Annotated in this window: 13 protein-coding genes; all 13 read left to right on the forward strand. The window is 61.5% G+C overall.

All coding sequences use genetic code 11. The features are described from left to right. Nucleotides 1-10 precede the first annotated feature (10 nt). The 13 genes from cheR (at nt 11) to P8H27_RS02250 (ending at nt 14279) form a co-directional block, all read left to right on the forward strand. Complete coding sequence (cheR, locus tag P8H27_RS02190) at nt 11-838, forward strand: protein-glutamate O-methyltransferase CheR (protein ID WP_289634981.1); 828 nt, start codon at nt 11-13, stop codon at nt 836-838. Nucleotides 839-1234: 396 nt separating this feature from the next. Continuing rightward, a complete protein-coding gene (gene flgB / locus P8H27_RS02195) occupies nt 1235-1642 on the forward strand; it encodes a flagellar basal body rod protein FlgB (protein WP_289634982.1) in 408 nt (135 codons plus the stop codon). 14 nt (nt 1643-1656) lie between these two features. Continuing rightward, complete coding sequence (gene flgC / locus P8H27_RS02200) at nt 1657-2100, forward strand: flagellar basal body rod protein FlgC (protein ID WP_289634983.1); 444 nt, start codon at nt 1657-1659, stop codon at nt 2098-2100. A 21-nt stretch (nt 2101-2121) separates the two neighbouring features. Next, nucleotides 2122-2787, forward strand: coding sequence for a flagellar hook assembly protein FlgD (gene flgD / locus P8H27_RS02205; RefSeq protein WP_289634984.1), 666 nt, complete (start codon nt 2122-2124; stop codon nt 2785-2787). Between the two features lie 43 nt (nt 2788-2830). Next, nucleotides 2831-4192: a flagellar hook protein FlgE gene (gene flgE / locus P8H27_RS02210; RefSeq protein WP_289634985.1), complete on the forward strand. Its 1362-nt coding sequence runs from the start codon at nt 2831-2833 to the stop codon at nt 4190-4192. A 217-nt stretch (nt 4193-4409) separates the two neighbouring features. Next, nucleotides 4410-5150: a flagellar basal body rod protein FlgF gene (locus P8H27_RS02215; RefSeq protein ID WP_289634986.1), complete on the forward strand. Its 741-nt coding sequence runs from the start codon at nt 4410-4412 to the stop codon at nt 5148-5150. Nucleotides 5151-5196: 46 nt separating this feature from the next. Then, nucleotides 5197-5982 carry a flagellar basal-body rod protein FlgG gene (gene flgG, locus P8H27_RS02220; protein WP_289634987.1) on the forward strand — a complete coding sequence of 262 codons (786 nt, stop codon included), beginning with the start codon at nt 5197-5199 and terminating at the stop codon, nt 5980-5982. 60 nt (nt 5983-6042) lie between these two features. Next, nucleotides 6043-6738 (forward strand): flagellar basal body L-ring protein FlgH, encoded by a 696-nt coding sequence (gene flgH / locus P8H27_RS02225; RefSeq protein WP_289634988.1) that lies wholly within the window; start codon nt 6043-6045, stop codon nt 6736-6738. 77 nt (nt 6739-6815) lie between these two features. Beyond that, complete coding sequence (locus P8H27_RS02230) at nt 6816-7913, forward strand: flagellar basal body P-ring protein FlgI (RefSeq protein WP_289634989.1); 1098 nt, start codon at nt 6816-6818, stop codon at nt 7911-7913. Between the two features lie 9 nt (nt 7914-7922). Then, the gene (flgJ, locus tag P8H27_RS02235) at nt 7923-9080 is read left to right on the forward strand and encodes a flagellar assembly peptidoglycan hydrolase FlgJ (protein WP_289634990.1); all 1158 of its coding nucleotides are present in this window, start codon (nt 7923-7925) and stop codon (nt 9078-9080) included. An 8-nt stretch (nt 9081-9088) separates the two neighbouring features. After that, complete coding sequence (gene flgK / locus P8H27_RS02240; RefSeq protein ID WP_289634991.1) at nt 9089-11137, forward strand: flagellar hook-associated protein FlgK; 2049 nt, start codon at nt 9089-9091, stop codon at nt 11135-11137. Nucleotides 11138-11207: 70 nt separating this feature from the next. Further along, the gene (flgL, locus tag P8H27_RS02245; protein ID WP_289634992.1) at nt 11208-12464 is read left to right on the forward strand and encodes a flagellar hook-associated protein FlgL; all 1257 of its coding nucleotides are present in this window, start codon (nt 11208-11210) and stop codon (nt 12462-12464) included. A gap of 285 nt (nt 12465-12749) precedes the next feature. Continuing rightward, nucleotides 12750-14279, forward strand: coding sequence for a flagellin (locus P8H27_RS02250; protein ID WP_289634993.1), 1530 nt, complete (start codon nt 12750-12752; stop codon nt 14277-14279). The last annotated feature ends 44 nt before the right edge of the window (nt 14280-14323 follow it).

A 14323-nucleotide genomic window follows, 5' to 3' on the forward strand; every position in this document is an offset into this window, starting at 1 on the left:
GGCCTGGCTAGTGTCTTCAGGTAATTTGGATTTTGAGCAGTTCCGGACTTTCCTGGAAAAGGCTTGTGGCATTTTGTTGGGTAGCAACAAGCAGTACCTGGTATCCAGTCGCCTGAGCAAGTTGCAGGAACAGCACGGCATCAAGACCCTGGGGGAGTTGGTGCAGCGCATGCAAAGCCAGCCGCGCAGCGGTTTGCGCGAGCAGGTGGTGGATGCCATGACCACCAATGAAACCCTGTGGTTTCGTGATACCTACCCCTTCGAAGTGCTGAAGAGCCGGGTTCTGCCTGAATTGATCAAAGCCAATCCGGGCCAGCGCCTGCGCATCTGGTCGGCGGCCTGTTCTTCAGGGCAGGAGCCGTACTCCTTGTCGATGAGTATCGACGAGTTCGAGAAAACCAATATCGGCCAACTCAAGGCCGGGGTGCAGATCGTGGCCACCGATCTTTCGCCGTCGATGCTGGCCAATTGCAAGTCCGGCGAGTACGACAGCCTGGCAATGGGACGAGGCCTGTCGCAAGAGCGTTTGCAGCGTTATTTCGATCCGAAGGCGCCGGGGCGTTGGGTGGTCAAGCCGGCGATCAAGAGTCGTGTCGAGTTTCGTCCGCTGAACCTGATGGACAGTTATGCCAGCCTGGGCAAGTTCGACATCGTGTTCTGCCGCAACGTGTTGATCTATTTTTCCGCCGAAATGAAGAAAGACATCCTCACGCGCATTCATGCCATGTTGAAACCGGGTGGCTACCTGTTTCTGGGGGCGTCGGAGGCGCTCAATGGTCTGCCGGATCGCTATCAGATGGTGCAATGCAGCCCGGGCATCATCTACAAGGTGAAGTGAGCCGGTTGCATTAGCAGGCCGTTGAAAAACGTTGGCGAGGCAGCCAGCGCAAGGCAAAAACAGGCGAAAAAGCGCAGTTTACGAGCTGTAAATGAGCATTTTGAGCCTGTTTTTAACGCTGCGATGGCAACGCAGGTAGTTTTTCAACAGCCTGCTAGGGTGCAGGATCAAGCGGGAGGCCAGTGGCCTCCCGTTTTGCGTTATGCGCAGCGGCAAAACGCTGAGCTGCTTGCCGCTTTGCTTGCCATGGGGCGGAAAAGCCTTGCCGCTCAGCCTTGCTAAACGCCCTGTATATTTATCAACTTATTGAAATATAAGATAAAAATAAAATGGCACGACCTTTGCTAAATATCTTCTACGGAAAACAGGCAAGCCCAACGGCAAAGGTTCCTGACCATGAGCATCAGTTTCGACAGCGCACTCGGCATCCATGAAAAGGCCCTCGGCTTTCGCGCCCAGCGTGCCGAGGTATTGGCCAGCAACATAGCCAACGCCGACACGCCCAACTACAAGGCGCGCGATCTGGATTTCGCCTCGGTGTTGGCCGAGCAAAGTGCCAAGAACCAGCAGGGTTCGGCTGGCCTGGCCCGCACTAACAGCCGGCATATCGCCGCCGAGGGCATGGCCGTGGGCAGTGCCACTCTGGCCTATCGCATCCCCGCGCACCCCTCGATCGATCAGAACACCGTCGACGCGCAGGTCGAGCAGTCCAGCTACGCGGAAAACGCGATGAACTTCCAAGCCAGCTTCACCCTTCTCAACAGCAAGTTCAAAGGGCTGGTCAGCGCCCTGCGCGGCGATTAAAGGAGCCTGATGCCATGTCACTCGCCAGTGTTTTCAATATCGCCGGAACCGGCATGAGTGCCCAGAGCACTCGCTTGAACACCATTTCCAGCAACATCGCTAACGCCGAGACGGTGTCGTCGAGCGTCGATCAGACCTACCGCGCGCGCCATCCGGTGTTTGCCACGGTGTTCCAGCAGTCCTTGGGCGATGGCAGTGGTTCGCTGTTCGCCGAGCAGGATCAGGCCGGCGGCGGCGTGCAGGTGCTGGGTATCGTCGAGGATCAGAGCAGTCTGGTGCCGCGCTACGAGCCGAACCATCCGGCAGCCGATGAGGGCGGTTATGTGTATTACCCCAACGTCAATGTGGTCGAGGAAATGGCCGACATGATTTCTGCCAGTCGGGCCTTTCAGACCAACGTCGAGTTGATGAATACCGCCAAGCAAATGATGCAGCGCGTACTGACCCTGGGCCAGTAAGCCACCCGCGAGGAGTGAAGGATGAGCAGCGTTAGTGGCGTCAGTTCTGCACTGGATCAATACCAGATCAAGCAGGAACCCAAGCAGAGCAAGGAACTCGGCAAGAACGAGTTTCTCAACCTGCTGGTGACTCAGTTGAATAATCAGAACCCGCTGGAGCCCCAGGGCAACGGCGAGTTTATCGCCCAGTTGGCCCAGTTCAGCCAGGTCGAGGGGATCGAAAAGCTCAACGCCAGCATGAGTTCCCTGTTGTCCGGCTACCAGTCGTCCCAGGCGCTGCAGGCCTCTTCCCTGGTCGGGCGCAAGGTCATAGTGCCGACCGACAAGGCGGTGGTCGATACCAGCGAGAGCTTCAAGGCCAGCCTGGTATTGCCAACCAGCAGCAGCAACGTCTACGTCAATGTCTACGACAAGGCGGGCACGGCGGTCAGTCGGGTCAACCTGGGCGAGCAGGCCGCCGGCAATGTCAGCTTTATCTGGGACGGCAAGAACGCCAGCGGCAATCTGTTGCCGCCCGGCACCTACAAGTTCGAGGCGCAGGCCAGCTATGACGGCGAGACCAAGGGGCTCTACACCCTGCTCCCGGCCAACGTCGACAGCGTCACCCTGGGCGGCAGCGAACTGACGCTCAACCTGGCGGGGCTCGGCAGCGTGCCGCTCTCCCAGGTACAGGTCATCGGTCAGTAATCAGCGGATTTAAGCGCCGGCGCGACCGGCCAAGGAGACTTGCATGTCGTTCAATATCGGTCTGAGTGGCCTGCGTGCTGCGACCAGTGACCTCAATATCACCGGTAACAACATCGCCAACGCCGGCACGGTCGGCTTCAAGCAGTCGCGTGCCGAGTTCGCCGATCTGTATGCGGCCTCGGTGCAGGGTACCGGCAAGAACAGCCAGGGTGCCGGCGTGCAGCTCGCCAACGTGTCGCAGTCGTTCAATCAGGGCAACATCAACTACACGCAGAACGCCCTGGATCTGGCCATCAATGGCAACGGCTTCTTCCAGACCAGCAACAACGGCGAGGTCAGCTATACCCGGGCCGGCTATTTCGGTACCGACCGCGAAGGCTATATGGTGAACAACTTCGGCTATCGCCTGCAGGGCTATGCGGTCGATGGCAATGGCAACCTGCAGAACGGGGTGATCGATGACCTGCGTATCCAGTCGGCCAGCCAGGCGCCGCGGGCCACCAGCGAGCTGAAACAGACGTTCAACTTGAATTCGACCAATACGGTGCCGACTACCGCGCCGTTCGACCCGAGCGACCCGACCACCTACAACTCCTCCACTTCGACCAATGTGTATGACACCCAGGGCAACGCCCATGTGCTGACCCAGTACTTCGTCAAGCAGCTACAAATCCCCGGGTCGCCTACAGGGGGTAACTGGCAGATGAACGTGCTGATCGACGGGCGCAATCCGGCAGACCCGGCCTCCACCGTGCCCTACTCGATGGCGATGAGCTTCACCCCCAGCGGTCAGCTGGATCCCGCCAGTCTGATCCCCGGCGACTATGACGGTGCCGGCCCCAGCGTGGAGGATTTCACCGTCGATCCGGCCAGCGGACGCTTCGCCCTGAACGGCTGGGTGCCGGCGACGGCAGACAAGTCGGTGCCACCGGTTTGGTCGGCTAACGGCGCCACTGCCAATGTCGCCGGCATTCAGCTCGATCTGCGTAATTCCACCCAGTACGCCAGCTCCTTCGCGGTCAACAGCGTCAGCCAGGACGGCTACACCACCGGTCAGTTGGCGGGGCTGGAGATCGATGACACCGGGGTGATTTTTGCCCGCTACACCAATGGTCAGTCGAATGTGCAGGGGCAGATAATCTTGGCCAGTTTTGCCGATCCTCAGGGCCTGACGCCGGTGGGCAAGTCCGCCTGGGCGCAATCCTTCCAGTCCGGTGAGCCGGTGATCGGCACGCCGCGCAGCGGCGTCCTCGGCGCCTTGCAGTCGGGCGCTCTGGAAGACTCCAACGTCGAGGTGTCCGAGCAGCTGGTCAACATGATCGTCGCCCAGCGCAACTATCAGGCCAGCGCCAAGGCCATCGAAACCGAAAGCACCATCACGCAGACGATTATCAATCTGCGCTGATAGTGGCTCGCAGGTCTGGTTGATTACTGCGTCGGCGCTTGCCGGTAGCGGCAAATTTCCGCCGATCTACTCTTGCACAGGCTCCCTATGGGAGCCTGTTTGTTTTTAAAAATACTTATATTTCATTGCCTTGCGAATTGTTTGCCGGGGTTGGCGCGGTGCTTGCTTGATAGCTTGCAAAGAGCAGCGGGCGGCATGCCCACCTCGGAGAATAACCATGGACAAGATGCTGTACGTCGCCATGACCGGCGCCCATAACAACACTCTGGCCCAGAGCGCCCACGCCAACAACTTGGCGAACATCTCGACCAGTGGCTTTCGCCGCGATTTCGAGCAGGCGCGTTCGATGCCGGTTTTCGGTGACACGCTTCCGGCCCGGGTCTACGCCATGAGCGAGCGCCCCGGCACCGACTTCACTCCGGGCGCCTTGCAGGAGACCGGCCGCGACCTGGACGTGGCGATTGGCGGCCAGGGCTGGCTGGCCGTGCAGGCGGCGGATGGCAGCGAAGCCTATGTGCGCACCGCCAGCCTGAATATTGACGCCCAGGGCATGTTGCGTACCGGCAACGGCTTGCCGGTGATGGGCAATGGCGGGCCGATCGCCGTGCCGCCGGAGCAGAAAGTCGAGATCGGCCAGGACGGCACCATCAGCATTCGCGCCCTCGGCGAGGGGCCTAGCGTGCTCGCCGAGGTCGACCGACTGAAGCTGGTCAACCCGGATCCCAAGCAGATGGAGAAGGGCAGCGATGGCCTGATTCGCTTCAAGGGCGCGGATCCGGTGCAGGCGGATGCCGCGGTGCAGGTGACTTCCGGTTTTCTCGAATCGAGCAACGTCAATGCGGTGGAGGAGATGACCGCCATCCTCTCCCTGTCCCGTCAGTTCGAGCTGCAAGTCAAGATGATGCGCACCGCCGAAGACAATGCGGCTGCTGTGGCGCGGGTTTTGCAGATTAGCTAACTATCAGCACGCGGCGCCGTGAAAACGGCGCCCGAGGAGAATCGATATGCTTCCGGCACTGTGGGTCAGCAAGACCGGTCTGTCCGCCCAGGACATGAACCTGACCACCATTTCCAACAACCTGGCCAACGTCTCGACCACCGGCTTCAAGCGCGACCGCGCCGAGTTCGAGGATCTGCTGTATCAGATCCGCCGTCAGCCGGGTGGCCAGTCCAGTCAGGACAGCCAGCTGCCGTCCGGCTTGCAGCTCGGCACCGGGGTGCGGGTGGTCGGCACGCAGAAGATCTTCACCACCGGCAGCCTGCAAACCACCGAGCAGCCGCTGGACATGGCGGTCAACGGTCGCGGTTTCTTCCAGGTGCTGATGCCCGACGGCACCGTGTCCTACACCCGCGATGGCAGCTTCCATCTGAATTCCGATGGCCAGGTCGTCACCTCCAATGGCTTTGCCCTGGAGCCGGCCATCGTCCTGCCCAACGAAGTGCGTACCTTCACCGTCGGCGATGACGGCACAGTGTCGGTGACCACCGCCGGCAACGCGCAGCCGCAGATCGTCGGCAACCTGCAGATCGCCGACTTCATCAACCCGGCGGGTCTGGAGGCGGTCGGCAACAACCTGTTCCTGGAGACCGCCTCCAGCGGTGCGCCGCAGGTCGGCACGCCGGGCCTCAACGGCCTGGGCACCACCCTGCAGAACACCCTGGAAAACTCCAACGTCAGCGTGGTCGAGGAGCTGGTGAACATGATCACCACCCAACGCGCCTACGAGATGAACTCGAAAGTCATCTCCACCGCCGACCAGATGTTGGCTTTCGTTTCGCAGAATCTTTAACGCCTGATGCTGGGCGTTAGCCCGGCCCTGGCCTGATATAAACGCCGTGAGGTAGTGGGTATGAATCGGCTGGTAATAGTGCTCTCGATGCTGGGCCTTGTGCTGCTGGGCGGCTGCGTCGCGCCGCCGGCGAAGCCCAACGACCCCTATTACGCGCCGGTACTGCCACGTACGCCGTTGCCGGCGGAGCAGAACAACGGCTCGATTTATCAGGCCGGCTTCGAGAACAGCCTGTTCGATGATCGCAAGGCTTACCGCGTCGGCGACATCATCACCATCACCCTCAACGAGCGCACCCAGGCCAGCAAGAATGCCGGTTCGCAGATCCAGAAGGACAGCAAAGCCGACATCGGCCTGACCTCGCTGTTCGGTGGCGCGGTGTCGGCGGCCAATCCGTTTTCCGACAATCAGCTGTCGCTGGGCGCCGAGTACAGCGCCAGCCGCGATACCAAGGGCGATAGCAAGGCGGCCCAGGGCAACAGCCTCAATGGCTCGATCACGGTAACCGTGGCCGAGGTGCTGCCTAACGGCATTCTGGCGGTGCGCGGCGAGAAGTGGATGACCCTCAATACCGGCGACGAGCTGGTGCGTATTGCCGGCCTGGTGCGCGCCGACGATATCGCCACGGACAACACCGTGGCCTCGACCCGCATCGCCGACGCGCGCATCACCTACTCGGGCACCGGCGCCTTCGCCGATGCCAGCCAGCCGGGTTGGCTCGATCGTTTCTTCATCAGCCCGCTGTGGCCGTTCTAAGGGTGACGCAGATGATGATCGTAGGAGCGGGCCATGCCCGCGAAAGCATTCACAGGGTCGGTAGCAGGATCGCGGGCATGGCCCGCTCCTACCTCTTATTGCTATGCGCTCTGCTGTGCCTGCCGGCCCAGGCCGAACGGCTCAAGGATCTGGCCAGCATCCAGGGCGTGCGCAGCAACCAGTTGATTGGCTACGGCCTGGTGGTCGGTCTCAATGGCAGCGGCGACCAGACCACCCAGACGCCGTTCACCGTGCAGACCTTCAACAACATGATGGCGCAGTTCGGCATCAAGGTGCCGGCAGGCGGCAATGTGCAGCTGAAGAACGTCGCCGCGGTGTCCATCCATGCCGACTTGCCCGCCTTCGCCAGGCCGGGGCAGACCATCGACATCACCATCTCTTCCATCGGCAACGCCAAGAGCCTGCGCGGCGGCAGCCTGTTGATGGCGCCGCTCAAGGGCATCGACGGCAATGTCTATGCCATCGCCCAGGGCAATCTGGTGGTCGGCGGGTTCGATGCCGAAGGCGGCGACGGTTCGCGGATTACCGTCAACGTGCCCTCGGCGGGGCGCATTCCCGGCGGTGCCACGGTCGAGCGCTCGGTACCCAGCGGTTTCAACCAGGGCAACAGCCTGACCCTCAACCTCAATCGTCCGGACTTCACCACGGCGAAAAACATCGTCGACCAGATCAACGACTTGCTCGGTCCGGGTGTCGCCCAGGCGCTCGATGGCGGTTCGATCCGGGTCAGTGCGCCGCTCGATTCGAATCAACGGGTGGATTACCTGGCCATCCTGGAAAACCTCGAAGTCGAGGTCGGTCAGGCGGTGGCCAAGATCATCATCAACTCGCGCACCGGCACCATCGTCATCGGCCAGAACGTGCGCGTACAGCCGGCGGCCGTGACCCACGGCAGCCTCACGGTAACCATCACCGAGGATCCCATCGTCAGTCAGCCGGAAGCGCTGTCCGGCGGTCAGACCGCGGTGGTGCCGCGCTCGCGGGTGAATGCCGATCAAGAGGCCAAGCCCATGTTCAAGTTCGGCCCCGGCACCACCCTGGATGAGATCGTCCGGGCGGTGAATCAGGTCGGTGCCTCGCCTTCCGACCTGATGGCCATCCTGGAGGCGCTCAAGCAAGCCGGTGCCCTGCAGGCCGACCTGATCGTGATTTAAGGAGCGACCATGGATTCTCGACTCTCGGCCGGTTTGCGCGGCAATGGCCAAAGCCCGCTGGACAGCGGCGCCTTCACCGACCTCAATCGCCTCAACCAGTTCAAGGTCGGGGGCGACAGCGAACAGAACATTCGCAAGGTGGCGCAAGAGTTCGAGTCGCTGTTCCTCAATGAGATGCTCAAGGCCATGCGTTCGGCGGGCGAGGTGTTCGGCGAAGGCAACTTCCTCAACAGCAACGAGAGCAAGACCTACCAGGACATGCACGACCAGCAGTTGGCCGTGACCCTGTCGAACAACCAGAACGGCATCGGCCTGGCCGATGTGCTGGTGCGGCAGATGGCGCAGATCAAGGATGCCGGCAGCCGGCCGAATCCCTTCGCCCAGGTCGATGCGCCGGTGCCGAGCGCGCCCAGCAAGCCGCTGGCCAAGGTCGATAGCCAACGTGATGATTCCTTCGCGATCAACCGGCGCCGCCTGTCTCTGCCGGGCAAGCTGGGCGAGCGCATGATGGCCGGCAGCGTGCCTGCTACCGCGGTGGGGGATGCACAGTCCCTGGCGCAGGCCGACTGGGTGCCGGCCAAGGCCTTCGCTGCGCCGCCCGACAAGGCCCTGAGCCTGGAGGACGGCGATGCTAGCAGCGGGCGCCGCCTGGCCGGCAAGTCGGTGTTCAACTCGCCGCAGGAGTTCGTCGCCGCCATGCTGCCGATGGCCGAGCAGGCCGCCGAGAAGATCGGCGTCGAGGCGCGTTACCTGGTGGCCCAGGCCGCCCTGGAAACCGGTTGGGGCAAGTCGATCATCCGCCAGCGCGACGGCAGCAGCAGCCACAACCTGTTCGGCATCAAGACCCACAACAGCTGGGGCGGCGAGTCGGCGCGGGTGCAGACCACCGAATACCAGGGCGGCAAGGCGGTCAAAGAGGCCGCCTCGTTCCGTGCCTACGACTCCTACGCGCAAAGCTTCGACGACTACGTCAGCTTTCTGCAGAACAACGGCCGTTATCAGGGGGCATTGAACGCCACGGCCAACCCCGAGCGCTTCGTCCGCGAATTGCAGCAGGCCGGCTACGCCACCGACCCGCAGTACGCGCGCAAGGTGACGCAAATCGCCCGCAAGATGCAGACCTACCAAACCATCGCAGCGGCTGGCACGCCGCCGGCCCGCGGGTGAACTGAGCCATGGCTGACCTCCTGAATATTGGCCTGTCCGGCCTGGCCGCGAACAAGACCGCGCTGTCGGTCACCGGCCATAACATCAGCAACGTCAACACCCCGGGTTTTTCCCGGCAGGACAGCGTGCAGGCCACTCGGCAGCCGCAGTTCAGCGGTGCCGGCTATGTCGGCTCGGGCACCACCCTGGTGGATATCCGCCGCAGCTACAGCGAATTCCTCAGCACCCAGTTGCGCAGCAGTACCGCATTGAGCAGCGATGTGAATGCCTACCGGAGCCAGATCGAGCAGCTGGATTCGCTGTTGGCCGGCACCACCACCGGCATCACCCCCTCGCTGCAGAAGTTTTTCTCGTCCTTGCAGACCGCCGCCGAGGATCCGTCGAACATCCCCGCGCGGCAGTTGGTGCTGTCCGAGGCGGAGGGTCTGGCGCGGCGCTTCAACACCGTGTCCGACCGCATCGGCGAGCAGAACAGCTTTATCAATAAACAGATGACCGCGGTGACCGATCAGGTCAACCGGCTGACCACTTCGATCGCCAGCTATAACAACAGCATCGCCGTGGCCGCGTCCAACGGCCAGCAGCCCAACGACTTGCTCGATGCCCGCGAGGAAGCGATCCGCCAGTTGTCCACTTACGTCGGCGTCACCGTGGTGCCGCAGGGCGACGGTTCGGTCAACCTGTTCGTCGGCACCGGCCAACCCTTGGTCGTGGGGGCCACCACCAGTCGCCTGGAGGCCGTGCCGGGGCAGGGCGATCCGAGCCGTTTCGAGGTGAATTTCATCAGCGGCGGATCGAGCCAGGGGATTACCAGCCTGATCAGCGGCGGCGAGCTGGGCGGGCTGATCCGCTACCGCGCCGAGTCGCTGGATCCGACCCTCAACGCGCTCGGTCGGCTGGCCCTGGCGGTGAGCGACCAGGTCAATACCCAGCTTGGCCAGGGCCTGGATCTGAAGGGCCAGGTGGGCTCCGCGCTGTTCGGCGATTTCAACGCTGCCCAGTCGGCGGCGCTGCGGGTGCTGGCCTACTCGACCAATACCGGCAACGTGCAGCCGGCGCTGAATATCACCGCTAGCAGTGTGCTGACCACCAGCGATTACCGCCTCGAATATGACGGTGCCAACTACACGGCGCGGCGCTTGAGCGATGGCGCGGCCATGACGGTGGCGCCCCCGAGCCCCTTCGTCTATCCGCAAACGCTGAGCTTTACCGATGCGGCCGGTCGCGACCAGGGTTTCGAGTTGGTGCTCGGATCGGCGCCGGTGGCCGGTGATCGCTTCCTGATGCAACCGACCCGACGCGGCGCCAGCGACATCACGGCGGTGCTGGATCAGGCCGACCAGCTGGCCTTCGCCGCGCCGGTCAGGGCCGAGGCGGCCTTGCAGAACCGCGGCAATGCGCGGATAGGCCAGCCAGAGATCAGTAATGTACAAAGCCCAATGGTTCTCGCGGATTTACAGGCACTGTCGCCGCCAGTAACGCTGAGCTATGCCGCCGCCAGCCCTGCTACCAACCCCCCCACTGGGCAGCTGAACTTTACCTTGCCCCCTGGGGTTACGGTTTCGCCTGCATCCCTGGCGGTGACTTCGGGGCAGAGCAATCAACCGAGCTACACCATTACATCTGGCGGCAGCAGCTTCGATATTGTTCAGACGTTCAGCGGCCGTCCGGAAAACGGCGACAGCTTCACTCTGGGCTTCAACAGCAACGGCGTCTCGGATAACCGCAACGCCTTGAAGCTGGCGGATCTGCAAAGCAAGCAGACCGTCGGCGTCGATCCGAACATCACCGGCATCGCCACCGGGGCCAGTTTCACCGATGGTTATGGCGATCTGGTCGAGCGGGTCGGCACCCTGACCGCCCAGGCCCGCCAGGACAGCGAGGCGACCGGGGCGATCCTCAAACAGGCCACGGATAACCGCGACGGGCTGTCCGGGGTCAACCTCGACGAAGAGGCGGCCAATTTGATCAGGTTCGAGCAGTACTACAACGCCTCGGCGCAGATCATTCAAGTTGCCCGTTCTCTGTTCGATACCCTGATCAACTCATTCCGTTAAGCCCTAGGGTGCGCCCCGCGCACATTAGACAAATCGCCGGGGCTCGCCGGTTGCGACAAGAGGCTCAAGCATGCGCATCTCCACCATCCAGGCGTTCAACAACGGCGTGCAGGGCCTGCAGCGTAACTACGCCAATGCCACCCGTACCCAGGAGCAGATCAGCACCGGCAATCGCATTCTGACCCCGGCCGACGACCCGGTAGCCTCGGTGCGCCTGCTGCAGCTGGAACAACAGCAGAACGTGCTGAGCCAGTACAAGGACAACCTCACCGCGGCGAAGAACAGCCTGAGTCAGGAGGAAGTCACCCTCAACTCGGTCAACACCATCCTCCAGCGCGTGCGCGAGCTGGCGGTACAGGCTGGGAACGGCGTGCTGAACCAAACGGATCGACAATCCATCGCCGCCGAATTGGGCGAGCGCGAGGATGAATTGCTCGGTCTGATGAATACCCGCAATGCCCGTGGCGAATACCTGTTCGCCGGTTTTCAGGGCAAGAGCCAGCCGTTCGTGCGCCAGGCCGATGGCAGCTACAGCTATGCCGGCGATGAGGGCCAGCGCAAGCTGCAGGTGGCCAGTTCGCTGGGCCTGGCGATCAGCGACAGCGGCAAGAAAATCTTCGAACGGGTCACCAATGCCGGGCGCCTGGATAGTGCGCTTACCCTCAGCCCGCCGGGATCCTCGCTGAGTGTTTCCGCCGCGCTGGTGCAGGATGAAGTGGCGTTCTCCGGTGCTCTGCCGTTCCCGCCGGCCGGTGTTCAGGTGCTGTTCGGCAATCCGGATGCGGCTAGTTACGAGGTGAGCGAAATCGGTGTGCCGGCCCCGGCCCCCGTCTTGGCCAGCGGTAAGCTGGATGCCGATCCGGATAAGAGCGACCGGCTGGTCTTTCGTGGGGTGACGGTGCAATTCGATGGCGCCGCCGTCGGCGGCGAGACAGTGCAAATCACGGCCGATCCGACCCGAGAGAAACAAGGCATCCTTTCGACCATCGCCAATTTGCGTACATCACTGGAGAGCGCTCCCAACACGCCAACCGGCAACCGCCAGACCCGCGATGCCGTGGCCGTGGCCCTGACCAATCTGGATCATGGCATGAGCAGCGTGGACGGCGTGCGCGGCGAAATCGGCGCGCGCCTGAACATCATCGAGTCGACCCAGACCGACAACGAAGACGTCAGCCTGGTGAATAAAGGCGTGCAGGCCGACCTGCGCGAACTGGACTACGCCGAGGCGCTATCACGCCTGTCGTTCCAGTCGATCATCCTGGACGCCGCGCAGCAGAGCTACGTGAAGATCAGCAGCCTCAACCTGTTCAACCAGCTGCGTTAAGCCCGCGCGCGGCCATAGGCTGGGCCGCCATGCGGCTAACCCATCCTACGGGGCAAACCGGATAATCCGCCGAAATTCTGCCATAGCGATCAAGAGGACGGTTACTTCGGCTAAGTCCTTGTCAACGTCGTAGAAAAAAACTCTACGGAAATTTCGCAAAAAAACCTAAAGCTCCCACACCTAACGCCGATAAAGATTACGAATGCGAACTTTAAGGGTGCCTGGGCACTGCCCACCCGAGGTCGCACGCTCAGGCAAACACGCTAGTCCTCGGAGGACACCATCATGGCTCTTACCGTCAATACCAACATCGCCTCGCTCAACACCCAGCGCAACCTCAGTTCCTCGTCCAACGCGCTGAGCACCTCGATGCAGCGTCTGTCTACTGGCAGCCGCATCAATAGCGCCAAGGACGACGCCGCCGGCCTGCAAATCTCCAACCGCATGACCAGTCAGATCAACGGCCTGGGCGTGGCGGTGCGTAACGCCAACGACGGTATCTCCCTGGCGCAAACCGCAGAAGGCGCGTTGCAGCAGTCGACCAATATCCTCCAGCGCATGCGTGACCTGTCCCTGCAGTCGGCCAACGGCACCAACGACGCTACCGACCGCAAGGCGCTGCAGAAAGAAGTGAGCACCCTGCAATCCGAGCTGAACCGTATTGCGGAGACCACCACCTTCGGTGGCCGTAAGGTGCTGGATGGCTCCATGGCCAACGTCGATTTCCAGGTGGGCGCCAATGCGCGCGAAACTATTGGTGTGTCGATCAAGGCGTCGAGTGCTAAAGACATTGGCTCTTACACCATTAAGTCCTCTGGCACTGCTACGGGCAACGCTGTAGTCGGTACAGTTGCCGCTACTGCTCCGGCGAGTGGTGTTACAAGTGTGGCGGCGGGGGGGTTGGTGATTACTGGCCCCGATGGGCAAAAAGCAACTGCCGCGGCTAGCGGCACCTCTGCCCGGGAAATTGCGGCAGCAATCAACGGTGTGACTAGCGATACAGGGGTCAGCGCAACTGCTTCTACCAAGGTTGAGTTGAGTGCTTTGGGTGAGACTGGTGTTGTTAAGTTTAACCTTACCGGTTCTAACGGTTCTGCAGTAAGCATCGATGCGACAATTTCCGATAAGACGGATTTGACCTCGTTAGCCAATGTGATTAATGCTAAGTCATCTTCGACTGGGATTACCGCAGAGGCGAGCAAGGGCGATGGAAAGCTTACGCTAACCAGTAAAGATGGGTATAACATCGCAATTGATTCGTTTACTGTAGACAATGATGGTGCTGGTCAAGACACAACTGCAAGTATTGCTAAATTAACCGCCTTCGATGAAAAAGGGGCGGCGGCTAATACCATCACTCTTCATGAGCATGGAAGTGCCACTACTAATACAAACTCCGCGACTATAGTTGGCAACTTTACGATGTCTTCGGTGGGCGGCTTTAGTATAGCTGGGGCAGGTGGTGATTTCCTCAATGCCGCTGATGGTAGTTCCAAGCAAACAGCTGTAAGTGCAATTAACATTTCCACTGTTGATGGTGCACAGGATGCGATTTCGGTCATCGATGGTGCGCTGGCACAGATCGATGAAGTACGCTCCGGTTTGGGTGCCGCGCAGAACCGCTTCGATAACACCATCTCCAACCTGCAGAACGTTTCGGAAAACGTCTCCGCCGCCCGTGGCCGGATCCAGGACACCGACTTCGCCGCCGAAACCGCAAATCTGAGCAAGAACCAGATCCTGCAACAGGCCGGTACCGCAATTCTGGCCCAGGCCAACCAGCTGCCGCAGGCGGTGCTTAGCTTGCTGCGTTAAGCCAACAGGCAGAACGGCTTGAACCACGGGGGGTAGTGCCTAGC

This window comes from Pseudomonas sp. sp1636 (genome assembly GCF_030376615.1).
In the GTDB taxonomy this organism is placed as follows: domain Bacteria; phylum Pseudomonadota; class Gammaproteobacteria; order Pseudomonadales; family Pseudomonadaceae; genus Aquipseudomonas.

Bases quoted from the DNA above. Each gene is read 5' to 3' on its own strand.
- P8H27_RS02215 (WP_289634986.1), top strand. From the start codon at position 4,410: ATGGACAAGATGCTGTACGTCGCCATGACCGGCGCCCATAACAACACT.
- flgJ (WP_289634990.1), top strand. From the start codon at position 7,923: ATGGATTCTCGACTCTCGGCCGGTTTGCGCGGCAATGGCCAAAGCCCG.
- flgD (WP_289634984.1), top strand. From the start codon at position 2,122: ATGAGCAGCGTTAGTGGCGTCAGTTCTGCACTGGATCAATACCAGATC.
- flgC (WP_289634983.1), top strand. From the start codon at position 1,657: ATGTCACTCGCCAGTGTTTTCAATATCGCCGGAACCGGCATGAGTGCC.
- flgE (WP_289634985.1), top strand. From the start codon at position 2,831: ATGTCGTTCAATATCGGTCTGAGTGGCCTGCGTGCTGCGACCAGTGAC.
- flgH (WP_289634988.1), top strand. From the start codon at position 6,043: ATGAATCGGCTGGTAATAGTGCTCTCGATGCTGGGCCTTGTGCTGCTG.
- P8H27_RS02230 (WP_289634989.1), top strand. From the start codon at position 6,816: ATGGCCCGCTCCTACCTCTTATTGCTATGCGCTCTGCTGTGCCTGCCG.
- flgG (WP_289634987.1), top strand. From the start codon at position 5,197: ATGCTTCCGGCACTGTGGGTCAGCAAGACCGGTCTGTCCGCCCAGGAC.
- flgK (WP_289634991.1), top strand. From the start codon at position 9,089: ATGGCTGACCTCCTGAATATTGGCCTGTCCGGCCTGGCCGCGAACAAG.
- P8H27_RS02250 (WP_289634993.1), top strand. From the start codon at position 12,750: ATGGCTCTTACCGTCAATACCAACATCGCCTCGCTCAACACCCAGCGC.
- flgB (WP_289634982.1), top strand. From the start codon at position 1,235: ATGAGCATCAGTTTCGACAGCGCACTCGGCATCCATGAAAAGGCCCTC.
- flgL (WP_289634992.1), top strand. From the start codon at position 11,208: ATGCGCATCTCCACCATCCAGGCGTTCAACAACGGCGTGCAGGGCCTG.